Origin of the sequence: Flavivirga jejuensis, assembly GCF_030540765.1 — a bacterium.
GTDB lineage: Bacteria > Bacteroidota > Bacteroidia > Flavobacteriales > Flavobacteriaceae > Flavivirga > Flavivirga jejuensis.
Window position 1 is genome coordinate 634100 of record NZ_JAUOEL010000001.1, and the last position, 26213, is coordinate 660312.

Annotated in this window: 28 protein-coding genes; 18 read left to right on the forward strand and 10 right to left on the reverse strand. The window is 29.5% G+C overall.

Annotation, left to right across the window (positions count from 1 at the left end; all coding sequences use genetic code 11):
• Positions 1 to 42: 42 nt before the first annotated feature.
• The 4 genes from Q4Q40_RS02775 (at position 43) to Q4Q40_RS02790 (ending at position 4406) form a co-directional block, all read left to right on the forward strand.
• On the forward strand, positions 43 to 1050 hold the full coding sequence (locus Q4Q40_RS02775) for a LacI family DNA-binding transcriptional regulator (RefSeq protein ID WP_303300159.1): 1008 nt from the start codon (positions 43 to 45) through the stop codon (positions 1048 to 1050).
• Between the two features lie 335 nt (positions 1051 to 1385).
• Positions 1386 to 1544 carry a hypothetical protein gene (locus tag Q4Q40_RS02780; protein ID WP_303300160.1) on the forward strand — a complete coding sequence of 53 codons (159 nt, stop codon included), beginning with the start codon at positions 1386 to 1388 and terminating at the stop codon, positions 1542 to 1544.
• Positions 1545 to 1674: 130 nt separating this feature from the next.
• Positions 1675 to 3735: a tetratricopeptide repeat-containing sensor histidine kinase gene (locus tag Q4Q40_RS02785; RefSeq protein WP_303300161.1), complete on the forward strand. Its 2061-nt coding sequence runs from the start codon at positions 1675 to 1677 to the stop codon at positions 3733 to 3735.
• On the forward strand, positions 3732 to 4406 hold the full coding sequence (locus Q4Q40_RS02790) for a response regulator (protein ID WP_303300162.1): 675 nt from the start codon (positions 3732 to 3734) through the stop codon (positions 4404 to 4406). The genes Q4Q40_RS02785 and Q4Q40_RS02790 overlap by 4 nt, the downstream gene beginning before the upstream one ends.
• A 327-nt stretch (positions 4407 to 4733) precedes the next feature.
• Here Q4Q40_RS02790 and Q4Q40_RS02795 read toward each other — a convergent pair whose 3' ends face one another.
• A complete protein-coding gene (locus Q4Q40_RS02795; RefSeq protein WP_303300163.1) occupies positions 4734 to 5216 on the reverse strand; it encodes a DUF456 domain-containing protein in 483 nt (160 codons plus the stop codon).
• Positions 5217 to 5378: 162 nt separating this feature from the next.
• Here Q4Q40_RS02795 and Q4Q40_RS02800 point away from each other — a divergent pair, with 162 nt between their 5' ends.
• From Q4Q40_RS02800 to Q4Q40_RS02815, 4 genes are read left to right on the forward strand one after another with little or no spacing between them, the layout of a single operon-like run.
• Positions 5379 to 5741, forward strand: a complete 363-nt coding sequence (locus tag Q4Q40_RS02800; RefSeq protein WP_303300164.1) for a BlaI/MecI/CopY family transcriptional regulator — start codon at positions 5379 to 5381, stop codon at positions 5739 to 5741.
• 1 nt (position 5742) lies between these two features.
• The gene (locus Q4Q40_RS02805) at positions 5743 to 8415 is read left to right on the forward strand and encodes a M56 family metallopeptidase (protein ID WP_303300165.1); all 2673 of its coding nucleotides are present in this window, start codon (positions 5743 to 5745) and stop codon (positions 8413 to 8415) included.
• Positions 8416 to 8417: 2 nt separating this feature from the next.
• Entirely contained in the window at positions 8418 to 9560 is a 1143-nt protein-coding gene (locus Q4Q40_RS02810; protein WP_303300166.1) for a tetratricopeptide repeat protein, read from the forward strand.
• Between the two features lie 40 nt (positions 9561 to 9600).
• Complete coding sequence (locus Q4Q40_RS02815) at positions 9601 to 10077, forward strand: hypothetical protein (protein ID WP_303300167.1); 477 nt, start codon at positions 9601 to 9603, stop codon at positions 10075 to 10077.
• Here Q4Q40_RS02815 and Q4Q40_RS02820 read toward each other — a convergent pair whose 3' ends face one another.
• Positions 10078 to 11202 carry a glycosyltransferase family 2 protein gene (locus Q4Q40_RS02820; RefSeq protein WP_303300168.1) on the reverse strand — a complete coding sequence of 375 codons (1125 nt, stop codon included), beginning with the start codon at positions 11200 to 11202 and terminating at the stop codon, positions 10078 to 10080. It abuts the gene before it with no gap.
• A gap of 2 nt (positions 11203 to 11204) precedes the next feature.
• Positions 11205 to 12173, reverse strand: coding sequence for a lysylphosphatidylglycerol synthase domain-containing protein (locus tag Q4Q40_RS02825; RefSeq protein ID WP_303300169.1), 969 nt, complete (start codon positions 12171 to 12173; stop codon positions 11205 to 11207).
• Between the two features lie 92 nt (positions 12174 to 12265).
• Here Q4Q40_RS02825 and Q4Q40_RS02830 point away from each other — a divergent pair, with 92 nt between their 5' ends.
• The 9 genes from Q4Q40_RS02830 to Q4Q40_RS02870 all read left to right on the forward strand — a co-directional run bounded on the left by Q4Q40_RS02830 (position 12266) and on the right by Q4Q40_RS02870 (position 19663).
• Positions 12266 to 12850: an outer membrane beta-barrel protein gene (locus Q4Q40_RS02830; protein WP_303300170.1), complete on the forward strand. Its 585-nt coding sequence runs from the start codon at positions 12266 to 12268 to the stop codon at positions 12848 to 12850.
• 1 nt (position 12851) lies between these two features.
• On the forward strand, positions 12852 to 13403 hold the full coding sequence (gene ruvC, locus Q4Q40_RS02835; protein ID WP_303300171.1) for a crossover junction endodeoxyribonuclease RuvC: 552 nt from the start codon (positions 12852 to 12854) through the stop codon (positions 13401 to 13403).
• Positions 13404 to 13908: 505 nt separating this feature from the next.
• Positions 13909 to 15063, forward strand: a complete 1155-nt coding sequence (hemW, locus tag Q4Q40_RS02840) for a radical SAM family heme chaperone HemW (protein ID WP_303300172.1) — start codon at positions 13909 to 13911, stop codon at positions 15061 to 15063.
• Between the two features lie 215 nt (positions 15064 to 15278).
• Entirely contained in the window at positions 15279 to 16028 is a 750-nt protein-coding gene (locus Q4Q40_RS02845; protein ID WP_303300173.1) for a cyclase family protein, read from the forward strand.
• 34 nt (positions 16029 to 16062) lie between these two features.
• Complete coding sequence (locus Q4Q40_RS02850; RefSeq protein WP_303300174.1) at positions 16063 to 16413, forward strand: DUF4260 domain-containing protein; 351 nt, start codon at positions 16063 to 16065, stop codon at positions 16411 to 16413.
• A 5-nt stretch (positions 16414 to 16418) separates the two neighbouring features.
• Entirely contained in the window at positions 16419 to 17027 is a 609-nt protein-coding gene (locus tag Q4Q40_RS02855; protein WP_303300175.1) for a DUF4230 domain-containing protein, read from the forward strand.
• Between the two features lie 234 nt (positions 17028 to 17261).
• Positions 17262 to 17630, forward strand: coding sequence for an MmcQ/YjbR family DNA-binding protein (locus Q4Q40_RS02860; RefSeq protein ID WP_303300710.1), 369 nt, complete (start codon positions 17262 to 17264; stop codon positions 17628 to 17630).
• 173 nt (positions 17631 to 17803) lie between these two features.
• Positions 17804 to 18634 (forward strand): hypothetical protein, encoded by an 831-nt coding sequence (locus Q4Q40_RS02865; RefSeq protein WP_303300176.1) that lies wholly within the window; start codon positions 17804 to 17806, stop codon positions 18632 to 18634.
• A gap of 450 nt (positions 18635 to 19084) precedes the next feature.
• Complete coding sequence (locus Q4Q40_RS02870; RefSeq protein ID WP_303300177.1) at positions 19085 to 19663, forward strand: PhnA domain-containing protein; 579 nt, start codon at positions 19085 to 19087, stop codon at positions 19661 to 19663.
• A gap of 8 nt (positions 19664 to 19671) precedes the next feature.
• Here the strand turns inward: Q4Q40_RS02870 and Q4Q40_RS02875 are convergent, their stop codons facing one another.
• Together Q4Q40_RS02875 and Q4Q40_RS02880 are read right to left on the reverse strand one after the other, a co-directional pair.
• Positions 19672 to 20148, reverse strand: a complete 477-nt coding sequence (locus Q4Q40_RS02875; RefSeq protein WP_303300179.1) for a GNAT family N-acetyltransferase — start codon at positions 20146 to 20148, stop codon at positions 19672 to 19674.
• A 3-nt stretch (positions 20149 to 20151) separates the two neighbouring features.
• On the reverse strand, positions 20152 to 20583 hold the full coding sequence (locus tag Q4Q40_RS02880) for a YybH family protein (protein WP_303300180.1): 432 nt from the start codon (positions 20581 to 20583) through the stop codon (positions 20152 to 20154).
• 223 nt (positions 20584 to 20806) lie between these two features.
• Between Q4Q40_RS02880 and Q4Q40_RS02885 the strand changes: the two genes are divergently transcribed.
• Positions 20807 to 21085: an STAS domain-containing protein gene (locus tag Q4Q40_RS02885; protein WP_303300181.1), complete on the forward strand. Its 279-nt coding sequence runs from the start codon at positions 20807 to 20809 to the stop codon at positions 21083 to 21085.
• Positions 21086 to 21090: 5 nt separating this feature from the next.
• Here Q4Q40_RS02885 and Q4Q40_RS02890 read toward each other — a convergent pair whose 3' ends face one another.
• From Q4Q40_RS02890 to Q4Q40_RS02910, 5 genes are all read right to left on the reverse strand, one after another.
• Positions 21091 to 22191, reverse strand: coding sequence for a DUF4407 domain-containing protein (locus tag Q4Q40_RS02890; RefSeq protein WP_303300182.1), 1101 nt, complete (start codon positions 22189 to 22191; stop codon positions 21091 to 21093).
• A 128-nt stretch (positions 22192 to 22319) separates the two neighbouring features.
• Positions 22320 to 23060: a TlpA family protein disulfide reductase gene (locus Q4Q40_RS02895; protein WP_303300183.1), complete on the reverse strand. Its 741-nt coding sequence runs from the start codon at positions 23058 to 23060 to the stop codon at positions 22320 to 22322.
• A 21-nt stretch (positions 23061 to 23081) separates the two neighbouring features.
• The gene (locus Q4Q40_RS02900) at positions 23082 to 24896 is read right to left on the reverse strand and encodes a M56 family metallopeptidase (RefSeq protein ID WP_303300184.1); all 1815 of its coding nucleotides are present in this window, start codon (positions 24894 to 24896) and stop codon (positions 23082 to 23084) included.
• 2 nt (positions 24897 to 24898) lie between these two features.
• On the reverse strand, positions 24899 to 25264 hold the full coding sequence (locus Q4Q40_RS02905; RefSeq protein ID WP_303300185.1) for a BlaI/MecI/CopY family transcriptional regulator: 366 nt from the start codon (positions 25262 to 25264) through the stop codon (positions 24899 to 24901).
• Positions 25265 to 25337: 73 nt separating this feature from the next.
• On the reverse strand, positions 25338 to 26201 hold the full coding sequence (locus Q4Q40_RS02910; protein ID WP_303300186.1) for a DMT family transporter: 864 nt from the start codon (positions 26199 to 26201) through the stop codon (positions 25338 to 25340).
• Between the last annotated feature and the right edge of the window lie 12 nt (positions 26202 to 26213).

Consider the following 26213-nt stretch of genomic DNA (forward strand, 5'->3'; position numbering starts at 1 on the left):
TTTTGTAAATTGCGATACTTATAAATTTATATGTAAAAAAGTATGGTTACTTTAAAACAATTAGCAAAAGAGTTAAACGTTTCTATTTCTACGGTTTCAAAAGCTTTAAATAATAGCGAAGAAATTGGAGAGGATACGGTAAAACGAGTTAAAGAACTTGCTGAATTGTATAATTATACACCTAATAAAGTAGCCCTAAGTTTAAAGCAAAATAAGACTAGAACAATAGGAGTTATTATACCTAATATACTTAACCATTTTTTAGCTAAAGTGCTTTTTGGTATAGAGAAAGAAGCTACTAATTTAGGTTATAATATTATTACATGTATTTCTAACGAATCTTTAGAAAAGGAAAAGGAGAGTTTGATGTTGCTTGCAAATGGTAGTGTAGATGGATTTATATTATCGGTAGCAGAAGAAACTCAAATTAAGAACGAAATAGATCATTTTAAGAAAACTATTAGCAGAGGTTTGCCTATTGTTATGTTTGATAGAGTGGCTCATGATGTGTTATGTGATAAAGTTATTGTAGATGATTTTGATGCCACTTATAATGCTACTAAAGATTTGCTTCTTGAAAACCGTAAAAATATAGCCTTTGTTAGTAATATTAATGATTTAAGCGTTGGTAAACTAAGAGAAAGAGGGTATGCTAAAGCGATATTAGAAGATAATAGTCAAGCCCCTTTAATTTTAAATATAAAAAAGAAAGATGATCATCAGAAAAAAATAAAATCTTTCCTCAAGAAGAATAAGATGGTTGATGCTATAATTGCTGCAGATAGTTCTTCGGGTATTATCGCTATCAATACAGCTGTTAACTTAGGGTTTAAAGTACCAAAAGACATGTCTGTAATTGGCTTTGCTAGTAAAGCAGATTCAAACCATTCTACACCAAGATTAACAACTATAAGACAACATGCCAAAGTTATTGGTGCTAATGCGGCTCAGATGCTTATAGATAGATTGCAGAAAATGCATTTAAATGAAGATGTAAAGACTAAAATAGTAAGAACAAGTTTTATAAAAAGTAAATCCACGCTTAAATAGTTTTTAACAAGTTATCAACATTTTTTTATTGCAAAATGCATTTTAACGATAAAATAATACATTTTGTCGAATATATTAGATTTAGAAATACAGTTTAACCTACTTTTACAGTGTCTTACAGAACGCCCCATAAACTCCCTTAGTTTTTGTCAAGACAATTAGTTCATTTTTTCCCTCTCATAAAATATTTTATAGAATCGCTTTACGGTATCTCGTATTCGATTTTAAGTTAATAGTCCATTTTTTCCCTCTAATTAAGATTTTTTAATCTAACAAACCTTTTTGTTTAAAAAAACAAAGAAAAAAAATAGTAATAACCTTAAAATTGAAATATTATGAAAGCCCTAAAAATTACATTATTTGTAGCAGTATTATTCGCAACATTAGTATCATGTACTAAACAAGACTTAAATGAAGATGATGTGTTGTTAAAAGCAAATAATACAGATATGCAAATTCCTTACACTGGAGGTGCTGTTAGTGAAGGAGATTGATAAATTATTACTAATTTATAAATTATTAATTGCCCTTTACTTATATATTACGTAGAGGGTAATTTTATTTATGCAAATTAAAAAATTATAGATACATTTGAAGGAATCCTTTAATTATTCCTTGAATTAGTTGAAATTAAAAGTATTATACATATTAGCTGTTGTTTGTTTAAATTTATCTTTTTCACAAACAGATGATAAAATTATTCTAGATTCTATTGATGTTTATAATCAGTTCTCAATTAGAAATAATGATTTTTCGATAGAAGAAAGATTAAAGTATGCAAATCGCGCTCGTCAACTTTCTATAGATTTAGAAAATGAATTAGTCATTCTAAAATCTAATAAAAACCTCTCTGAAATTTATTGGGATTATAAAAAATACAATTTGTATAAAAATGTGAATAAGAAAAATTTAGTTTTATCATTAAAGCTAAATGATTCGTTATCGTTTGCAGATGCTAACTCCAATCTTGGACGTTTTTATAGAATTAATCAAGTAACAGATAGTGCATACTATTATTATTTTAAAGCAGAAAAGTTATATAGGGAATTAAATGATAAATATAAAACAGCAATAACTCTTTTAAGAATTGCATTAATTCAAAGAGATGAAAAAGATTTTACAGGAAGTGAACTTACATCTATAGAAGCTATTTCTTTATTGGAAACATTGGAAAAAACAGATGATGTAAAGAAAAATAAATCATATATCTATAATAATTTAGGATTGGTTTTTGACCAATTGGAACAATTTGAAGAATCTATTGTATATCATGAAAAAGCTTTGCGTATAAAAAAAGGCTTGAAAGGAAATAATAAGACAACAATAGATAATTCTAAAAATAATTTAGCACTGTCTTATAAAAATTCAGGTTTAATAAATAAAAATGTAAAAGAATATAACAAGGCTCTAAAGTATTATATTGAAATTTTATCGAATAAAAATTTAATCAATGAACGCCCAGATTTTTATGCTTTAGTTTTAGATAATTATGCGCATACATTGTATTTGTCTAATAATCATAAACAGCTACCTGAACTGTATTTTAAAGCCTTAAAGATTACAGGTAGTGTTAATCCAGGAGGGTATAACTCGATTATTATTAACCAACATTTAGCAGAATATTATAATGATAAAAACAATAAAGACTCTGCAAAGTTTTATGCCTATAGAGCAAAAGAGATCTCAGAACAATATCATAATGATGATTTGTTAAAATCTCTTTTATTACTGTCAGAAGTTGAAGAAGGTAATTTGTCAGCAAAATATTTAAGAGAATATGTGAAAATTAACGATAGCTTGCAAAAGAATGAGCGTTCTATAAGAAATAAGTTTGCCAGAATTCGTTTTGAAACCAAGCAAATAGAACAAGAAAATGCTCAAATTGCGAAAGAGCGTATGTGGCTTTTAATAATTTCTGTAGTATTAATAATTTCGTCTTTTCTATTATATCTTGTAATCTCACAAATAAATAGAAATAAAGAATTAAAATTTATACAAAAGCAACAGGAAACGAATGAAGAGATTTACAACCTGATGTTGTCACAAAATGAAAGTATTGAAGAGGCAAGGACTTTAGAGAAAAAGCGTATTTCAGAAGAGTTGCATGATGGTGTTTTAGGGCGTTTATTTGGTACACGATTGAGCCTAGATAGTTTAAATATGAGTAATAGTGTAGAAGCGATAAAAACCAGAGAGCAATATATAGGAGAACTTAAAACAATTGAACAAGATATAAGAAAAGTATCCCATGAGTTAAATACCGATTTTGTTTCAGGTTCAGGGTTTATAGATATAATAAAAACACTGTTACAAACACAAACATTAGCTTACGAGCTTGATTATAAATTAGATCATGATGATACGATAAATTGGGACGGGGCATCTAATAAAAATAAAATTCACATATATAGAATTATTCAAGAATCACTCCATAATATATATAAACATGCAAATGCAACACGAGTAAATATTAGTTTTAAATTAAAAAATAATGTAATTTGCTTGATAATGAATGATGATGGTACTGGATTTGACGTTAACAAAGCGAAGTCTGGTATAGGATTAAAGAACATGAAATCAAGAGTAAGTGAAATAAACGGAAGTATAAAAATAACCTCAGAAATAGATGTCGGAACTACAGTAATTATTGAAGCCCCAAATTACCTAAAACAAAATTTATTATGAATGAAAAAATAAAAATATTAATGATTGATGACCACCCAATGATTATTGAGGGGTATCAAAACACGTTACTTTTTACTAAAAAAGAAAATCAAGAACTCGAAATTGATATTGCCAATAATTGTGATGAGGCTATCGCTTATATGGATAAATCAATTCAAAAAGAGCTCCCTTATGATGTGTTATTTGTTGATATTAGTTTACCACCTTCTGAAGATGGATTAATGAATTCTGGTGAAGACCTAGCGGAATATGCACGTCGGATTTTACCAAACACCAAAATTATTATATTGACTATGTTTAATGAATCATTTAGAATTCATAACATTATCAAAACCATAGATCCAGAAGGGTTTTTAATCAAAAGTGATCTAACTTCAAGTGAACTTGCTAGTGCATTTCAAGCTGTAATTAATAATCCGCCATTTTATAGTGGTACCGTAAATAGTCATATTAGAAAGACTATTACAAGTGATATTGTTGTTGACGATAAAAATAGAAAGATACTTCATTTATTATCTCAAGGTGTGAAAACTAAAAATTTAGCATCTCATTTAGATATTTCTTTAAGTGCGATAGAAAAAAGAAAAAAGCAGCTTAGAGATATTTTTGAAGTAAACGACGGACAAGATGAAACGTTATTAAACGAAGCAAGAAAAAAAGGTTTTGTTTAATATAGTTATTCATGTTAGTTTATTTTTTTTTGAAAAAAACTCGTTTTTTTTGTTTTTCAAATAATTGATTTTCAGTTAATTACGCTTTATCCGTAACGCGATTACGGGTTTCCCGCAGTTCAAAGACAATACTTATAATTATATTTACGTAATCAACACATCTAAAATTAATTAATCCCTCAATTTTTTTTGTTGATAATAGCAATTTACAGACCCTATGGAGGTGAGAGACCCATAGGGTTTCTTCTTTTTAAATTGTATGTAGCCTGAGTCTTTGAATCTAGTAATCTTTTGGTTTTTTAATATGACATTACATTAATGTTGTATTTAACTATCAATAAGGAATCCTATAAAAAAGCCTAAGTAAACAATAGCCGCAATAAATTTTATAAATGTAGATGCTATAAAACCAATAAAAGCTCCAAAAGCAGCCTTAGTAGCAGTTTTGGAATCACTTTTGCTTAAAAGTTCTCCTATTAATGCCCCAAAAAAGGGACCTATAATAATACCACCAGGAATAGGACTTAAAAGTCCCACTATAAGACCTATGGTAGTGCCTATCATGCCATATTTAGTACCCCCAAATCGTTTGGTGCCAATAGCAGGAATAATATAATCCAACACCCAAATAAGGATGGCAATTATTAATGTAATAATTATAAATGATTTACTTATCAAGATGGTATCTGTGAAATAAAGTATTAATAATCCAACCCAACTAGTTAATGGTCCTGGTAATACTGGTAAAAAGCTGCCTATGATACCTAAAACCATAAATAAAGCAGCAATAATAATTAAAATAATATCCATAAAAGTATTTGTATTCTAATAATTAGACGCGTACAAAGGATTAATGTTACATTTTTTGAACTAAAAAGTTAGTTTAAACTAACTTTTTAGTTATATTTGTTTAACTAAGCCTTTAGTTGAAAGAGGTGTAGGTTCTAATTATTATAAATAAGATACTATAAAATGAAACAACTTACAAAAGCAGAAGAGGACATTATGCAAATACTTTGGGAATTAAAAAAAGCCAATGTTAAAGCTATTATAGAACAGTTTTCTGAGCCAAAACCAGCTTATAATACAGTGTCGACTATAGTTAGGATTTTGGAAAATAAAGGGTTTGTAGATTACGAAAAAGAAGGAAAAGGGCATGTCTATTTTCCATTAGTAGCAAAACAAGATTACAGCAATCAGTCTATAAATAAATTAGTTGATGGCTATTTTCAAGGATCTTTTAAAAGTATGGTATCTTTTTTTGTAAAGAAAAATGATATGAATATTGAAGATTTAGAATCTGTTTTAAAGGAAATTAATAAGAAAGACTTGTAGTATGGTACATTATATTATTAATACGATAGCATTTCAATTATTCTTTCTAATCATTTATGATTTGTTTTTAAAGAAAGAAACTTTTTTTAATTGGAATCGCACTTATCTTCTTGTAACATCGATATTATCATTAATAATCCCTTTTATTAAAATAAACCGTTTTAAAGAGATACTTCCTCAGGAGTTTATAATAATGCCAGAAGTTATTATAGGCACTAATATTCCACAAACAGATGTTAATATGTTGCAATTAGACCCTGTTATAATCACTTCAGAATCGACATGGTCTTGGGAACTGCTTTTATATGCAGGCATGATATTAGCAACATTTTTATTTCTATTTAAGATAACTAAATTGATTATGTTATTCTTAAAAAACCCCAAAAGCAGAATGGGTAACTTGCTTGTAGTTAGATTGCTAAAAAGTTGTGCTGCTTTTTCATGTTTCCATTATATTTTTTTAGGAGAACAAATAAATAAAAAAGATAGAGTATCTATTTTAAAACACGAAATGGTGCATGTTAAGCAAAGGCATACGTTAGATTTATTATTTTTTGAAGTACTACGAATTCTATTTTGGTTTAATCCATTAATATATATGTATCAAAATAGAATCATGCAACTTCATGAATTTATAGCAGATAATAAAGCTTTGAAACACCAAAGCAAAAAAGACTATTATGAAAACTTACTATCACAGGTTTTTCAAACTGAAAATATATCATTCATCAATCCATTTTTCAAACAATCATTAATCAAAAAACGAATCGTTATGTTACAAAAATCAAAATCAAAACAAATTAGTTTAATAAAGTATGCTTTGTTAATTCCAGTGGTTTTAACAATGCTAATTTACACATCCTCTGAAGCTCATAATAAAGCTATGATTTCAAGTTCTATATGGGAAAATCAAGATTTAAACGATAAAGAATTAAAAGAAAAGTTATATAAAGAAATCTTAGAGATAGAAAAAGAAGGCACCTCTGCTTATGACATATTACAATATAATAAACTTGATCTTGAGAAATACATTGTTTCCAGAGTTGATTATTATAAAGATCAAATGACTAAAAAATATATGTTAGATAAAGGGGAAAAGCCTACCAAAGATTTAACAAAAGAACTGAATAGAACTTATAAAGAATATTTAGAGTTTAAAAAAACATATGAAGCTAAGAATATATGGGAAGGAAATGATACTTATGATGGTTCTTTAAGATTGGTTGTAAATGATTTTAACAACATGACAGTTGAAGAAAATGAAAAATATAATAAGAAGAAAGAGCAATTACATAAAAATAATTTTTTCACAAAATTGATTGTAACAGATGGTAAAGATTCTAAAACAATCACAGGGACAAGTATTACTAATCAAAATAGAACTAAAGATTCTAATGTTGAATTTGATATTCCTTTTTCAGACATAAACCAATCTCCAATATTTATAGGTTGTGAAATGATAGAGGATAAAGAAGCCCAAAAAAAATGTACTTCAGATGCCCTGGTAAAGTATATAGTTAGCAACTTTAATACTGAAAAAGCGTCTAAGTTGGGTGTAAAAGGAAAACAACGTATTAATGTTATATTTAAAATTGATAAAGAAGGAAATGTTACAGGAGTGCGATCAAGAGCGGCATATCCAGTTTTAGAAAAAGAGGCCGTTCGAGTTATTAATACATTACCAAAAATGATTCCAGGAAAACGTGATGGTAACAATATAGAAGTATCTTACACCTTGCCTATAATATTCCAAATTCGATATGATTCAGTTGATAAAGAAACAATAGTTTCAGACCAAAACCAGCAAGATGGTATAAATAGAAAGGATAAAACGAAACTATATAATGAAAATAATACACAAATGTTAGATGAAATTGCTATAGTGGGGTATTCTAAAAACAGATCGAATCTTGATATTCCTTTTTCGGTCGTAGACCAAATCCCTGTATTCTCAGGCTGCGAAGATTTATCTAAAGAAGAACAAAAAGATTGTACATCTCGTAATATTTCAAAGCATATAAACAAAAATTTTAATACAAAAATTGCAGATAGTTTAAATTTAAAAGGTAGACAACGTATTAATGTTATTTTTAAAATTAACAAAAAAGGGAACATTGTAGGTATTCGTTCTAGAGCACCGCATCCAGTATTGAAGGATGAAGCTATTCGTGTTATTAAAACACTTCCTAAAATGATACCAGGAGAGCATGATGGTAAAAAAGTAAATGTATCTTATTCATTACCTATTATATTTCAAGCTCAAGACACTGTTGAAAGCTTATCAATTAAAGAAGAAACCCATAGAGAGATGTCTGATGTTTTGTCTTTCTCTGTTGTAGACCAAATTCCTGTATTCACAGGGTGCGAAGGTTTATCTAAAGAGGAACAAAAAGAATGTACATCTCGTAATATTTCAGCATATGTAAATAAAAATTTCGACACAAAAATAGCAGACAATTTTGATTTGAAAGGAGGACAACGCATTAATGTTATTTTTAAAATTAATAAAGAAGGTAATATCGTGGATATCCGCCCTAGAGGATCGCATCAAGCATTGGAAGAAGAAGCTATTCGTGTCATTAATACACTTCCTAAAATGGTGCCAGGGGAACATGATGGTAAAAAAGTAAATGTACTTTATATGTTACCAATAATTTTTCAAGTAGCAGAGTAAATATGATTAGGCTCTCTCTTTTATTTCTATTAATAGTATTAAAAACAGAAGCGCAAACTTCGGTTTTAAATATAGCAGATAGTTTATATGCCAATGGCAATTATAGTAAAGCTATAGAGAATTATAAATCGTATAAGAATCAATATCAGGTTTATAGTAAAGTTGCTAAAGCATATATAGCCATTGGTAATTATGATGAAGCTTTAAAGAATTACGAAGCAAGTATACAAGGAAACCCTAATGATGCTTTAGTAAAATATAATTATGCTAAATTACTGGCTCAAACTAAAAAATATGAGAGAGCCTCTAAAAATTTTAATGATTTGCTCCATATAGATCATAAAAACCCCAATTACCATTACGAACTTGGTTTGGTCTTGGAAAAGTTAAAAGATTCCACTGCAATAGAGTGTTTTCGTTTTGCACATGAACTAGATCAAACACACCAAAAAGCTATTTACAAAATAGCAAAACATTATCTTCAAAAGAGAAAATATCAATTAGTAAACGAGTATATTGATAAGGGTTTAAAGACCTATGAAAATAATGTAAAGTTAATAAGTTTAAAAGCTCAAAGTTATTATTCGCAACATTACTATAGGAAAGCAGCTATCTGGTTCGAAAAGCTAATTGAACATGGCGAATCTTCTGAGTTTATTCATGAAAAACTTAGTCTTTGTTACTACTACCAGTATAAATTTAAAGAGGCTATCGAACAACGAAAACTTGTATTAAAATATAATAAGAATGATGCTACTTCTTTATACGTTATAGGAACGTATTACTATGAAATTAACGATTTTGTTAATGCAGAAAAGTATGTAAAACAATTTTTGACTATAGAAGATTTGCCTTTAGATACAGAATATTCAAAATTGGCTACCATATTAAATAGACAAAAAAAGTATAGTGAATCTATAGAAATACTAAAAAAGGCAATAAAAGAAAATCCTGATAATATAAATACACATTTTCTTTTATTAATAACGAAGGACACCTATTATGCAGATCTTGATACTAAAATTTTAATGTATAAAAACTTTAAAAAGAAATTCCCATCTGGCTTTCATATTGAATATATCGATAAGCGTGTTAGTGAGTTAAAGGAAGAAAAATTCATGAAGGAAGGTACAAAAGGTAATTAAAATATAAAAAAATTGTACATTTCGGTTTCAGTTTTAATCCATGAGACAGATTTGTGTATTTTTATTAGTGATATTACTTACTTCCTGTGAGTACTTTAATGTGAAAAAAACATCTTCTGAGGCTATTTTAAATGAAGAATTACAAACGTTTAATTGGAACGATGTCGATGAATACCCGACATTTGCTTCGTGTGATTCTGTATCAACTAAAGAAGAAAAACAACAATGCTTTACAAGTGTCTTAACAGGACATATATTTAAATATTTACAAGACGAAATTATTGTTGTAACTAAAGATGTTAATGACACGATAAATTTAAAACTTCAAGTGTCAGAAACGGGAATCATAATGTTATTGGAAGCAAAAGTTGATAGTCTTACAATACAAGAAATACCAAATATTAATAATTTGCTGGCTAAGAGCTTAGATGGGCTACCTAAAATTTTTCCCGCAATAAAACGGGGGCAACAAGTTACTACAGAGTTTAAATTACCAATAATTATTGGTGTGGACTAATTATTTTTTAAACGTTCTGCCTTTCCATTTATAGGTTTTTAAAAGTGATATAAAAGCGACATAAAAACTAAAAAAAGGATATATTATAAACCCGAAAATAAAAGGTCTTAAAATAGCTTTCTGGTTAAAAAAAGAGGCAGACTTATAAATTAAAAAGAAATCGATATTACATTTTATTATTAAAATATAAAACCAGATTTTAAAATTAAAAAGATTAAAGATTGAAAGTAATAAGGTTGAAATTACTAAAGCATTCATAAGTAAAACAATGAGCCCTGTAATTTTTCCAAACCAATTATTATAAGCACTCGTTTTTGCAGCCCAACGAATACGTTGCGATATTAAGTCTTTCCACGATGGTTGCGATTGTGTTTTTACTATAGCCTCTTCACTTTTTAAATAATGGAGACGTTCGGGATGCGTTTTAGCTACTTTTTCAAGTAAAAAAATATCATCACCACTTGCAATATCTGTATTGCCTTTAAAACCGTTTAATTCTTGAAATAATGCCTTTTCGTATCCAAAATTAGCACCATTACAGAGAAATGGTTTATTAATACCAAAACCACCAATAGTAGCCCCCTGTAAACTTAAAATGTCTAGTAATTGAAATTGATCTAAAAAGCGACTGGAATTAGTAAAAGTAATTGGGGCAGCAATACATTTTGTATTTGTTTGTTGAATAAATGTATCAAAGCTATCCAGCCAATATTTTGGTAGGATACAATCAGCATCAGTTGTGATGATCCATTTATTTTTTGAATGCTCAACAGCTGTAGCAATAGCATCTTTTTTGGGAGAATTAGAAATTCTGTTATTCTTAATCACCTTTATGTCACTTTGAACGTTAGCGAGAAACGTCATAATTAAGTCAGCTGAATGATCGTCAGATTCATCATCAATAAAAATAATTTCGAACAGATGATTTGGGTATTCTAATAAGGCTATAGATTCTAATAAATCAGGTAAATTTTCTGCTTCATTTCTAAAAGGAATAATAACAGAAAATGTGGTTTTTGAAGGCACTCTTTCTAATTTGAACAACTTGATTTTATCGAAGCCAAAAACGAAACCTCCTATTAAAACTAAATAGCCTATTGTAATGAAGATACTTATTAAAAGCATGATTAGTTGGTGTCTTTAGGGAAATTAAAATTAATAACATAGTAGCTTCCAAAAATGCTTGGCAAAACAAAATTTAACAACCACATGATGGTTATGGTGCTTAAAATAGTGATTTCATTAATGTCCATAATACCAAATAAATAAATAGCAACACTACCTTTTATTATAACATCAAATATAAAAATAGACGGAATTATTGATGCCAATAAATACATAGAAGTAATAACAGTCATAGCGTTAAAATAAGATATTTCAATTCCGAAAAACACTAATAAAAGGTAAAACTGAAAAGAAAAAATAACATAGCGTAGCATAGATAAAAACAAAGCTAGAGCCATTGTTTTTTTTGGATATCCTAGAATAAAATGTTTGATTTTTTTTAAAGAAAATCCTTTAATAGTGAATTTAGTTTTCCGTATTCCAAAAGCTATTAAAACAATAATAAGCAAGCCTATTAAAAGAAATTGAGCGAATTTATAATAATTAATATTAACTTGATATGTAGCTATAAAGAAGCTAAAACCAATAACTCCGAAAAGAGTAGTGACAAACATTTGAGATATATTTCCTAATAAATTAATTAGAACAATATGTTTCCTGTAATTAGAAGCGTAATAAATAGCTTTAGCGCCATACTCGCCAATTCTATTGGGTGTAAATAGTGATGCTGTTAAAGCCCCTAAACTTTGCTCGAGGGCATTTTTAAAACTTATTTTTCTTAAAGGGGAGACCAGTGTTTGCCATTTTATAATTTCAAGAAGCCAATTTAAAAATGTTAAAAAAAATAAAAAAAGAATATTTTTTGTTGAAAAAACATCTTTTTTTGACGAATACTTAATAAAACTATGGAAATCTAGTTTAGGATTATTTATAAGTTTTTGATATATAAAACAAAAAGCAGCAACGACAATACTTAATTTAATAAGCACAAAAAAGAATTGTTTAGTTTTGTATGGTAGTCTGTAAATCATATACGGAATGTATATGCAAATTAAATCATTATTACGTTATGGTCTCAAATTTTAAAAAATATAAAAAAAACTTTTACATCATAGTTTTTACTATGAGTAGTTTTGTGACCTTTTCTCAGGGAGATACCAGCACTTTTAAAGCGCAATTGGCATTAGGATTAAACAGTCCATTAAAAAATGGGTTTGTTAGTGGTTTTGAAGGGAAAACGTATAATTTCCCCACAGTGAATTTAGGAGTTCAATATATGTTTAAACCAGTTCTCGGTGCAAAATTAGACTTTAGTTTTAATAGAATATCGAACCAAAATAATACACAGGAATTTAAACTAAATTATACGCGTATCAATTTACAAGCAGTTTATAATGCCAATAAAATATTTAGCTCTTTACGGCAAAATAAAGGCGTGTTTGCTCATGCAGGACCTGGGATTTCAATGATTAAGCCTTTGGGGAATTTCGCTCAAAACAAAACATCGTTTCTTAATATGATGGCTGGTATAGAGTACCATCATGGAATTTCAAGTGACCTTTCTGTTTACGTAGATGTTTCATATATACACGGATTTGCAAAAGATTTTGCCCCCATATCGGATGGATTTGGAGCATTTAACGGAAACCTCTTAACACTAACTATAGGAGCTTCTATATCGCTTAGCGGTTGTTATTATTGTGAATAAAATGACTAAAGAAAGAATTATTTTAGGGATTGATCCTGGTACAACCATTATGGGTTTCGGACTTATAAAAGTAGTTGGAAAAACCATGCAGTTCTTACAACTTAATGAGCTCGATTTAAAAAAGTATGATGATCATTATTTAAAGCTAAAACTTATTTTTGAACGAACTATTGAGCTCATTGATACTCATAATCCAGACGAAATTGCTATTGAAGCACCCTTTTTTGGAAAAAACGTACAAAGTATGTTAAAACTTGGTAGAGCACAAGGTGTTGCTATGGCAGCAGGTTTGAGTAGAGAAATACCCATTACAGAGTACCTGCCTAAAAAGATTAAAATGGCAATAACTGGTAATGGAAGTGCGAGTAAAGAGCAGGTTGCTAAAATGTTGCAAAGTATGCTGGGATTAAAAACCTTGCCTAAAAATTTAGATGCAACAGACGGTTTAGCAGCGGCAGTTTGTCATTTTTATAACTCAGGTAAAACGAGTGTAGGTAAAAGTTATACAGGCTGGGGCGCTTTTGTTAAGCAAAACCCTAAAAAGATAGGTTAGTACTATCCAGTTTCAGTATCTCAGTATTCAAGAGGGCGTTTGCCTCCTTTACGAAATTCAATTAATGTTATTATTTTTTTTAGTATATGACAAAAATTAATAATATATCAGGTGTTAGTCTGAGATCTGTGTTAAAAATTTTAACTAACGGATGAAATGACGTAATTGAGGTGGCATTCAGGAGGTACGACTGAAGAATCTTTAGAGATTAATAATAAAGATTCTTCGCTGCGCTCTGAATGACAAACGATTGAAAATTAATCATTTATGAAATACGTCAATGATAGTGCAGTCGAAGACATTGAAAATATTACTTTTATAGCATTTCGACTGCGCTCAATGTAACATTTTCAATTTTGTCATGTAATTATTAAATTTTTATAAAATATTATAACTTAACTAAAAGTTTTTTTACTGAACACTGAACACTGAACACTGAACACTGAACACTGAACACTGAACACTGAACACTGAACACTGAACACTGAACACTGAATATTAAAGAATGTCAGGCATCTACATCCACATACCATTTTGTAAACAAGCATGTTTTTATTGCGACTTTCATTTTTCAACATCTCTAAAAAAGAAAGATGAACTAATTCAATCACTTGTAAAAGAACTAGAATTCAGAAAAACTGAGTTAAAAAACGAAACGGTAGAAACCATTTATTTTGGAGGAGGAACCCCGAGTTTATTAACGAATAATGAATTACAATTATTAATAGATTCGGTTTATAAAAACTATACGGTAATTGATAATCCAGAAATTACTTTAGAAGCCAATCCAGACGATTTATCTAATAATTTAATAGTTCAATTATCTAAAAGCCCAATAAACCGTTTGAGTATTGGTATTCAGTCTTTCTTTGAAGAAGATCTAAAAAGTATGAATCGGGCACATAATTCTGAAGAAGCTAAAATGTGTTTACAGCTTGCAAGCCAATATTTCGATAATATAACCATTGATCTTATTTACGGTATCCCTAATATGAGTATGGAAAAATGGAATAAGAACCTTGAAACAGCTTTTAGTTATGGCGTTAACCATATATCTAGTTATGCCCTAACCGTTGAGCCCAAAACGGCACTCGATGTATTTATAAAAAAGGGAACGTATCCTCGAATAGACGAAACATTGGCTTTAGAACATTTCAACCATTTAATGGATAAAACTAAAGAACAAGGTTTTGTACATTATGAGATCTCAAATTTTGGAAGGCCTAATTATTTTTCAAAACACAATACGAGCTATTGGCAAGGGAAGCCTTATTTAGGAATTGGTCCTTCCGCACATTCATTTTACGGTAACCAACGTAGTTGGAATATTTCGAATAATTCAAAATATATACAAGCCATTCAAAATAATACACTACCAAACACCATAGAAACGCTTTCTTTAAAAGATCAGTATAACGAATATGTTATGACAGGTTTACGAACCATTTGGGGAGTGTCTTTAAATAAAATAGAAAAAGATTTTGGAGGCGATTACCTTCAGTCTTTAAGAGCTTCCGCAGAGACGTTTATAGAAAATGGTTTGCTTGTTGTATCAAGTGATTTTGATAAGGATCAGGAGCCTATAGAGACCTTAAGAACCACACAAAAAGGAAAATTTTTAGTTGATGGTATCGCTTCAAAATTATTTATCCTGAACTAGTTTTAGAATTTTTAAAATTATTAGAGATGTCATTGAGGCACTGAGAGAAATTCGCTATTAAAAGATATTTTGCTGCAGAATGAGGGCTTAAGACGACAAAATAAACTAAAGGATAAAATTTAAACAGTTTCTAAATAACAAAACCCAGAATTAAAAAACTTATATTTGAAAATATAGTATCTTAATTAAAAGATGCTGATATAAATTCAGCATAAATGTTAGCAACAATTCAATACAATTCAAAAAAACTTCAAATAGATTTATCTCAACCCATAGATATTTCAATACCACTTAGCGCATCAAAAAGCAATGTAAATGCATGGTATATAGATGCTCCTGCAATCGAGCCAGCAAGAGATGGTGATAGGATCGCCAGTGTTTTAGAAGGCGCATGTATAAATTTTAACAATATATCCTTTAATCCGCATGCCCACGGAACACACACCGAATGTGTAGGACATATTACTGAAAAAGTACACTCTATAAATCAGAATTTAAAGCAATTTTTCTTTTTAGCTGAGGTTATAACTGTAGCGCCAGAAAAATTAAATAAAGATCTTGTTATTTCTAAAAAACAATTACAATTTGCTATAGGAAATAAAAAAAGAGATGCCATTGTTATAAGAACGATTCCTAATACTACAGAGAAATTAACAGCGCAATATTCAAATACAAATCCAACATATTTATTAGAAGATGCAGCTATATATTTGCGAGAAAAAGGCGTGAAACACTTATTAATTGATTTGCCTAGTGTTGATAAAGAAAAGGACGAATGTAAGTTGTTAGCTCATCATGCTTTTTGGAACACCAAAGGTGAACTACGCCTTGATGCCACGATAACAGAATTTATTTTTGTACCGAACACCGTTAAAGACGGTCCTCATTTTTTAAACCTTCAAATAGCACCATTTGAAAATGATGCATCCCCGAGTAAGCCTGTCTTATATAAAATTATAGATTAATGAAATAATCGTAATCAAGACAAAAAAATAGGAGATGAAAACATCATTAAAGATTGAAGAACTATTTATGTTTATTTTCGGAATATACCTTTTCTCTGGATTGAACTTTAGTTGGTGGTGGTTTGTTGTATTGATTTTAACTCCAGATATTGGGATGCTAGGTTATTTGTTGGGACCTAAAATAGGAGCCATTACATATAATCTTTGTCATCATAAAGCTATAGCGGTTAGTGTTTATTTTATTGGAATAATTGCTCAGAATGACATTGTGAAATTAATAGGAATCATACTGTTTTCTCATGCTTGTTTCGACAGAATTTTTGGTTATGGATTAAAGTATTTTGATAATTTTAAGCATACACATTTAGGACATATAGGTAAATAATATTTATGGAAGCATTTTTAGGAATTATAATAGGTGTTTTAGTTACTTTAGGTATAGTTACCTACTTTAAATCATTAAAGAAAAAGCAATTAGTTAAATCTCAATCGGTATTGCTTTTAGATAAAATAAAAACGGTTTGTAAATTTATAACGGTTGAAGGCGATTTTGCAGAAATATATCATTATGAAGATGTTAAAGAACGTTTCTTGAAATTAATTTCTAGTAAGAAGAAAGCCTTAGTTGTAATAAATGCCAAAGCATACGTTGGATACGATTTGTCAAAAATTGAATTGATGGCAAACAATGATAAAAAGACAATTTTATTGCAATACTTCCCGCAACCAGAAGTACTATCAATTGAAACAAATTTAAATTATTACGATAAATCCGATGGTTTATTTAATAAGTTTGAGGCGACCGATTTAACCGATTTGCATAACGAAGCAAAACAACATATTCAAGATAAAATTCCAGAAAGCGGTCTCATCCAAGTTGCTCAAAAAGAAGCTTTAGAAACTATTTTACTCATGGAAACTATTGTAGAAACGATAGGTTGGAAATTAGATTATTCAGCATTAAAAATAAAAGAGACACCTATTAAGAATCTTCAATAATGATTGGTTTTTTAGCGATAAGAATAAATTACAAAAGGAAGTGATTCATGAGTTTTTAACAACAACGTATTAGGCAAAAGGGAAGACTATTGATGAAGTGAAAACAACAAATGGATGACCTCTTTATCAAGGAATTTGTTTATAAAGGAAGTAAACGAAACTCCTTTTTCTTTACATGGAAATGAGGATTGCAATGCCTAAACTAAAACATTGAAAGATAGAAAGATTAAAAATATGCATATAGATCAACTTCGCGAATATTGTTTAAATAAAAAAGGCACCACAGAGGAGTTTCCTTTCGATGAAGAAACACTTGTCTTTAAAGTGCTTGGGAAAATGTTCGCTTTAACTTCTTTAAAGCGATGGGAAGGTGGTGAAGCCTCAATAAACTTAAAAGCAGATCCAGAATATTCAGAAGAACTTCGAGCAGAGTACAATAGTATTCGACCAGGATTTCATATGAGTAAAAAGCATTGGAACACCTTATACATTCATGAAGGTGAATTGCAACCCAAGCTAATTTTTCATCTTATAGATCACTCTTACGATATGGTTGTAAAAGGGATGACAAAAAAGATGAGAGATAGTTTGTCTAATATATAAAATATGGTAACATGTTAAACTGTTGCCTTTTTGTTGTATATTTAGATACTCTCAATCTCCATTATATTTATTAAGAACACATCATATAGGTTGTCCTAGATCTTTTTCTAGCCCCATAATCTTAAAGTTGTATTGACTAATTCAATTATATTAACTTTAAATTTTAACAGATTATGAAAACAACCAACCAATTTATTACAACTGTTTTAACAATGCTATTATTGTTAAGCCCCTCTGTTTTATTAGCACAAGAAGAAGCTCCAAAAGGCCCTGAATTTATTGCCGTAACCACCATGCATTGGAATATGGATATGGAAGATTTTGACATGAAAGAATGGAAAGCCATTGAAAAAGAGTTTTTAGACAAAGTAACCATGAAGAATGAATTTATAATGGGAGCGTCTACTTATTTGCATTTATTTACAGCAGACAATACAGAACTAATTTCTGTACAAACATTTGCCTCGTGGGAAGACATGGGGAAATTTGGAGATAGAAATGGAGAATTAATTAAAGAAGCATGGCCAGATGAAGCTGCTAGAGAAACCTTCATGAAGAAACGTATGGCTTATTATGCAAACGAGCATTCCGACGAAATTTATGCAACCATGCCTGGTGTTAAATTTATGACTGAAAAGCCAACGAAGGATATGGTAACCTACGTTAGAAAAAACCATTTTTCCTTTCCTGAAGATGGTACACAAAAAGAATTTATGGCATTAAAAAAAGAAGGGTTTGATGCCATTATTAGTAAAAACGAATATATTAAAGCGTATTATCCGCATGTTCACGCATGGGGGTCTGATAAAACAGAATATGTGGAAGCATTTTTCTTAGATTCTATGGCAGATATGGATAAGATGTACGATAGAAATACTGAACTTATGAAAGAAGCTTATCCAGATGAAGACGCAAGAAAAGCAAAAAGAAAAGCATGGAGTAATTATTTTACTGGGGTTCATGGAGATTATTTATTTACATGGGTACATGATCTCTCTAAATAGGTAATATTTAAAAAGAGGCTGTCTAAAAAATGTCATTCTGAATATTACCTAGAACCAAAATATATTTTGCTTCGAAGGTAGCAGCAAAGCTGTGAAGAATCTCAAAAAAAAAATTTTGGTTTTTAAATGAATACTATTTTTCGCTTTGTTCCGAATAACAAAGTTCATCATTTTTTAGACAGTCTCTTTTTTGTTTAATCTAAAAATTCTTCGACCCTTGGGTCGGGGTTTCCAATTAACCTCTCTCCTTTGGAGAGGTCAGAACTGCAAAAAAAAAGGCAGTTCTGGGTGAGGCAAAATAACAAAATTCGATTTTTGCCTCTATAAAGGCAAAATGAAACTGGCGAAATACCCCTATGGCTTGCCTCAGTTTCAAGAATTTTTTTATTGGAAAATCTAAATTTGTAGAACCTCATATTTAGGTGTATTATTGCAAAAATTAAATAGCCCATGAGCGTATTACAAACATTACAAGAAAGAAGCAATAATATTTGTGAATTATGTACTTCAAAAGACGATTTAAAACAATATACTATTCCACCATCATTAAATGAAAATGTGGCTAACGATGTTTTAGTTTGTAAGACTTGTTTAGATCAAATTGAAGGTGATGTAGACATGGATGCAAATCACTGGAGGTGTTTAAATGATAGTATGTGGAGCGAACATGTTGCCGTACAGATTATGGCTTGGAGAATGCTTCAAAGATTGCGTAACGAAGGGTGGCCTAAAGATCTATTAGATATGATGTATTTAGATGATGAGGCTCTGGCTTTAGCTCGCGCAACGGGCGAGCATGAAGATGAGGTCAACAAGATTATTCATAGAGATGTAAATGGCGTTATTTTAGAATCTGGTGACTCTGTAGTTTTAGTCAAAGATTTAAAGGTTAAAGGTTCTAGTATAGTAGCTAAACAAGGTACTGCTGTTAGGAATATTCGTTTAGATCGTGAGAATGCAGAATTTATTGAAGGTAAAGTTGGTGCGCAACAAATCGTAATTATTACTAAATACGTAAAGAAATTGTAATTTCCAGATTACTCTAAGTCTAAGTTTTCGATATCCAAGCGCATGTTAATCATGTGTTTCTTAAACCCTGTTTTTTCATAGGCTTTAATAGCGGGTATATTATCTTCATAAACATCCAGTCTAATTTCAAAAATGTTTCGTGCTTTACACCATTTTAATAAAGCATCAATAATCATTTTGTTAAGACGCTTGCCTCTATGTATTTCAGAAACAAACATAAAACCTAAATACCCTTGATAGGCATGTTTTAAATAATGTCTATCGGTTTTAATTTTAGCATACCCAGAAGCAACAATGTTATCATTAATTTCAGCAACAAATACATCCGAATTAGGGCTTGTTATTAATTCACTTATGTCATAATAATTAATATGACTTTCTTTAATTGTAGGATCAAAAGGACGTTCTGCAGTAATAAGACCCTGTTCAAATTCTAATAAAATAGGTAAATCATTTAATGTTGCTTTTCTAATAATTATAGACATAATTTAATTAGAGGTGTCGGCAATGATCTTCCACTTGCCATTAATTTTTTTTAAAATAATCATGAAAATACCGTCAGCATTTCCAACTTCACGCTTTAAATGATATTCTCCCATAACATAATAAGCACCTTCCGTTATTTTAGTAATGGCGTTTATTCTATAGTTCAATTTGCCTGTATGAGCCTTAGTAGGGTATGCTTTTTCGTAACGGTCAAAAGTGTTTTCCCAACCATAAGTTACGCCATTGCTGCCATAAAATTTAAGAGAATCATTTTTCCAATACCCTTCCATAAACGCTTCAATATTATTATCAGACCAAGCAAGGCGTTGTTTTTTTAATACTTTAAGAATCGCTTTTTTATCCTGTTCTTCAGAAGTTTGAGAATAACCAGTAAAAATAGATATGAAGCAAAGTAGTATTAGTAATTTTTTCATTGTTGATTAATTATAGCGTTTTATGAAGGTAAAAGTAACGAAATATTGATATTAATACGGTCACTTGTCGATGAAATTGACACAGAATATTTTTTCATCCAAAGTAGAGATTGGTTAATCGAAAAAATAGTACTTAAATGTTTTCTTTATTATACTTTTATTTCATAATTAGTTGATTAGTCTCCCTCAGATCTGTCAAATAACAATTTAAAATATTATAATTATGGACTTAAAAATTTCCAACTGCAATAATTTTTTTAAAATTAAAGGCATTCTAAATAGAAATAATTTAGAAGTGTTCCAAAATGAATTCAAAAACATTTTCGAAAAAGTAAATAATCTGACTATTAGTATTCAAGATATTGAGAGTATGGATCGTTACGGTGTTAATGCCTTTGTTTCACTTCATAATGAGGCCATTCAAAAAAACAAGAATTTATCGATTATAGGTATAGGTTGTAAAGAGTTATACAATCATTTTAAGGCGGAAAACGCTGCATAATAGAATTAGAAGGCGTCTTTTTGGTGTTTGAAAAAAGCATCAGCTTGAAGCTGCATAAGTTCTCTCGTTTTTTTACGCTTATATGTATATAATTCGTCTTCTTTTTCTATGTCATTATAAATACGGTCGTTAATAGCATAATCTGTTTTTAATAAAGCTTCTCTCTGGTTTTTATTTTGAAGTACGTTGGTTTTAATGGCTGTTTCTTGATCTTCTAATTTAAAGTCGTACGCGCTTTTTGAAGATAATAATTTAGCAAAAATAGGAGACGTTTCAATTGCTAAAAACAATAGAAATATAAAAAAGGAAGGTAACCAGGGTAATTTGCCTAATGCATTTACACGAGCCATTAAACCATCAAAATTATTGATGATGGGTTGCGTGGTTTCAATTTGATTCTCATAATCACTTTTAAGGGTTGCTATTTGAGTTTCTGTAGCGGTAATTTTAGCTTTGTTCTCTGCTTTTAATAGTTGTAATTCGGCTAATAAAGCATCATGCTTGTCTCGTTTTTCTTTATATACAGGGCCTTTCCCTAATAATTTGGAGCCAGCAGTTCCTTCAGCTTCGGCTATGTAAGTGTCGTATAATTGGTTTACTTCAGCTTCTTTGGTATCTATTTGTTGTTGTAACGTTGTAATGTCATTATTTAAACCTTCAATGTTAGGAGTGAATTGTTCTGCAATTTGATTTTTATTTGCCAGTGTTAGTTCGTTCTTTTGTTCTAATAGTACCTGATTAATTTCTTTCTCAAAAATCTTTAATTCTAATGGTTTAGAAATAACAATAGCAATAATGACGGCTAATATTATTCTGGGAGATGCTTGTAAAAGTTCGTCTGTTAGATGACCTGTTTTTTTAATAGTAGAAACAATATATCGATCTAAATTAAAGATGAGTAATCCCCAAACAACACCAAAACCAATGGCAATAAATAGATTGTCGAAAACTGTATAAAGAGCATAACTAGCAGCTATAAAGGCCATAACCGCAGTAAAAAAAACGGTAGCTCCAATACCTGCATATTTATTTTGTTCGCCTTTAGAACATGCTTCTAGAATATCGGTATCTGAGCCGGAGCAGATAATAAAAAATTGCTTTAACATGATGTGATTGATTTTGATTGATGACTATTAGAACGTTAAAGCTGATGTTTTGTTACACATTTTATATAAAAAAGACGAGTCAGTTTTTTAAAACCTGACTCGTCTGACTATTGAATTTTAATTTTTTGTTAGAGTAATTCTTTAATGAATCGTTCAAATTCATCTCCTGTACCAAGTTTAGTTACACCATTTTTTTTAAAGGTTGGAATACCGTACTTAATATGTTTAATTTCGCCGAGTTTGTTAATAAAAACATTTTTAGGATAAGAATAAAGACCAATTTCGTTAATATAATTACGAGCGCTTACTAGATGAACATAATTAAATTTATGCTTTTCTAAAAATAAAGTCACCGCCTTTTTACTCTCTGGCGTTATTGATATGAAATTAACTTTGTCCGAATATTTTTCGACTAATTTATTTAAAATTGGCATTTCTTCAACGCAGGGTTTACATCTTGTAAACCAAAAGTTTATAACAGTAGGCTTATTTTTTAAATCTGAAAAAGAAATATTTTCACCGTTAATAGTTTGCAGATTAAAATTAGGTAATTCTTTATTTAGATAATTATAGATTTTTTCTTTAGGACGTTTGATTCCTTTAGAGGAGGTTTTCTTAGTTCTAATTTCCAATTTATAAGTTTTTATAATTGAATCTTGAGACGTAAGACTATCTATTAACCTTTCATTAATAGTCACCTCATCATATTTATCATTAAGCTGACTCATTATATCTTCTTTATGTTTGTCATATTTGTTTTTGGTAAAAATTCTATTTGAATTACTAGTCTTATAATAAGTTTTCACTTGGGCTCCAGATATAGTGATCACAAAAAATAAAATTATTGATGTTAAAAGTATTTTATTCATAAGTTTTATTGTATTGTAAGTTTATCGAATTGTTTGTTTTTTCAAAGATGTATCTGGTTTAATCTTGTTTTTTAGCATTCTCTCTTTGTATGATTTTTGAATTGGGTAAGGTAAATTTGGGAAAATTTCTGAATTTGCCTTTTCGTCGGTGTTTAGTTGTTTGTAAAGTGAATATAAAAGGTCTATTTCTGGACGAGAATATCTTTGCCCTTTGGGATTTGGGTTGTTGAATTTTTTTGCCAAGGTATTATATTCCTCAAGTTTTTTAGAAACTTTTTTATCTTTAGGAGTGTTTGCTTTGTCTTTTGTTGGTAAAGGGAGGGCTTTAGGAGGATTAAATTCCTTGATTTCTTTATCTGAAAAATTAGCATACAAGTTGTCTAATTGAGTTTTTAGAATACGTAATTCTGAATTGTTTGAATGACTTGAATTTAAAAAACCTTCAATTTCGTTAACATACTTAATTATTAATCTATGATAATCATTAAAATTATGTTTTAGAATAATGTGTTTAAAGCCTTCATTTGTATATAACCTGCAACTATTTGGGGTGAATTTTTCATTTTTATTTTTGGGAAACCCATCAAAAGTTAACCTGAAAAAGACAATATCCGAAGGAGAGTAATTACTTAATTCTGTATTTTTTATTCGCGAAGCATCTAAAGTGATTGTTAGCTCTGTCGAATTTTTCCAAGAATCTAATTCAGATTGCGTGGGGTGTTTTAATTTTATTTTAGAGGGATTATGAGTGCTTAAAAATTTTTCAGGATATTTCTTTACAGTACCCCGCTGTGCATCTGTCATGAGGTCATAAATAGCAGCAGCTCTTTTTAGTTTATCATGATATACTCTTTTAGTGCTTTCATATTCGGTGATATAATCATTGTATTCTTTTATCATGCTTTTTGTGGCACCTTCTGTAGATTGTTTGTCCTGAAGACTTATTTCTTCAATAGTCTGAAGTTTTTCAACAGTAACTTTCTCACTAAAACTGTAGATTAATATGGCCAGTAACGGTAAAATAATAAAGATTCGTAACGATAATACTGTCTTCGATGTTTGTGTTTTCATAACAGTAAATCGCTTTTTAATTAATGAATAATTGATGGCATTTGCCAAATTATATTGTTTTGCATTTGATGAGAATGCTAATAAAATATTTTGATAATTTGAGGCGTCTAAACCAGATTTTAAAACAGTTTGGTCTGCTAAAAACTCATGATTTAGTTTAATGTCTTTTTTGATGAGATAAAGCAGAGGATTAAACCAAAATGCTATTTGAATAATTTCTATAAATAAAACATCTAATGTGTGTTTTTGTTTTGCATGCGTTTGCTCATGCAATAAGATTTCTGCAGGAATAGCATTTTGCTCAAAGTTTGTTTTATTAATGAAAATGTAATTAAAAAAAGTGTGTGGTATTACCAGATCTTGTAGTAACACATTAACAAAATTTTTATGTTTATATTTTGGATTATGTTTAATTTTCTTGATCAATAGATACAAGTTCTTAAAGAATCTAAATGAGAACAGAATAACACCAAGACTATAAATAAACCATAAAACAAAGATTAAATAATCATAGGATGCTTTGGTATCTTCAATCTCATAATTTAGTATGTTTGTGTAATTTAATAGTACAGGTGTATCTACTCGTATTGGTTGTATTTCAATGTAATTTGTAAAAGTGATAAAAGGGATACCAATAGAAATTAGAATAGTACTAATTAAATAATAACGTTTAAAGATGTGAGCACTTGTTTGTTCTAAACATAATTTATAAAACAGTATAAAAACGGCTAAACAAACGCTAGATTTTAATAGTATTAAAAGCATAACTATTTATTTTTAATCTCGCTATCAATTAATTTTCTTAAATCTTCCAGCTCTTCTTTTGTAAGATTGGTTTCTTTGGTGAAGAAAGATGCAAACTGAGAAGCGCTATCATTAAAAAAGTTTTTTATGAGTCCGTTTACATGTTTAGAAAAATAATCTTTCTTTTTAATCAAAGGATAATACTCGCGAGATTTCCCAAATAAATTATAAGCAATAAAACCTTTGTCGGTCATACGCTTTAAAAGCGTTGCTACTGTTGTTGTAGCTGGTTTTGGATCTGGATAGGCATTTAGTAAATCTTTCATAAAAGCTTTTTCCAGCTTCCATAAATAATTCATCAAATCTTCTTCGGTTTTTGATAATTGCATGCTCTACAAGTTTAGAATTAACTCTACAAATGTAGAGTAAATATTTTAATTCTACAAATGTAGAGTTGATGAGTTATGCTTTTTTGGAACGTATGCTTTCAATTACCACTGTAGAAAGGATAATAAGTCCTCCAAAAAAAGTATTCCAGGTAGGAATCTCTTTTAAAAATAAAAAAGCAATTATAATTCCTAAAATGGGTTGTACACTACCTATTATACTAGCAGTACTTGCTGTAAAATGTTTTAAGCTATTTACTAGCATGGTATGCCCAATAGCTGTGGTAAGTGTAGCTAAAAGAATAATATAGGGGTATTGTGTTTTAATTCCCGATGTATCCATAAAAAATAAAACAGGCGTTAATATAATAGTAATAATAAATAGTTGGTAAAACATTATTGAAGTCGGATTGTAATGTACTACTACTAGTTTTTTCGATAGAATATTACGTAAAGCGTAGCAGAAGGCAGAAAATAATCCAAACAAAATCCCTTTTGCATGTGTGTTCTCCATGTTAAATTCTGGAACTAGAATATACATGCCAAACAGCACCATAACACTTAGTAGTATATATATGGGATCAAATTTTATTTTTGTAAATAAAGGCTCTAATAAAGCTGTGATTATAGGAAATGTAAATAAAGAAAGCATGCCAATAGCTACGTTTGAAAGTTTTAAAGCATAAAAGTAAGTAACCCAATGCGCTGCCATAAATAAGGCGCTAGTTATTACTTGAATGGCATTTTTTTTTGATTTAATTTTTAGACTAATTTTTTTATACCTGGAAAACCCGTATAATAAACCCATTGCTAAAATAGAACGCCACCAAATTATAACAGGTGTAGGCATATCTATAAATTTACCTAAGGCACCAGAGGTACTAATAAATAGAGTTGCCAATAATAGTAACAAAAGGTGATTGGTATGGTTGTTAGACATATTATTTACTTA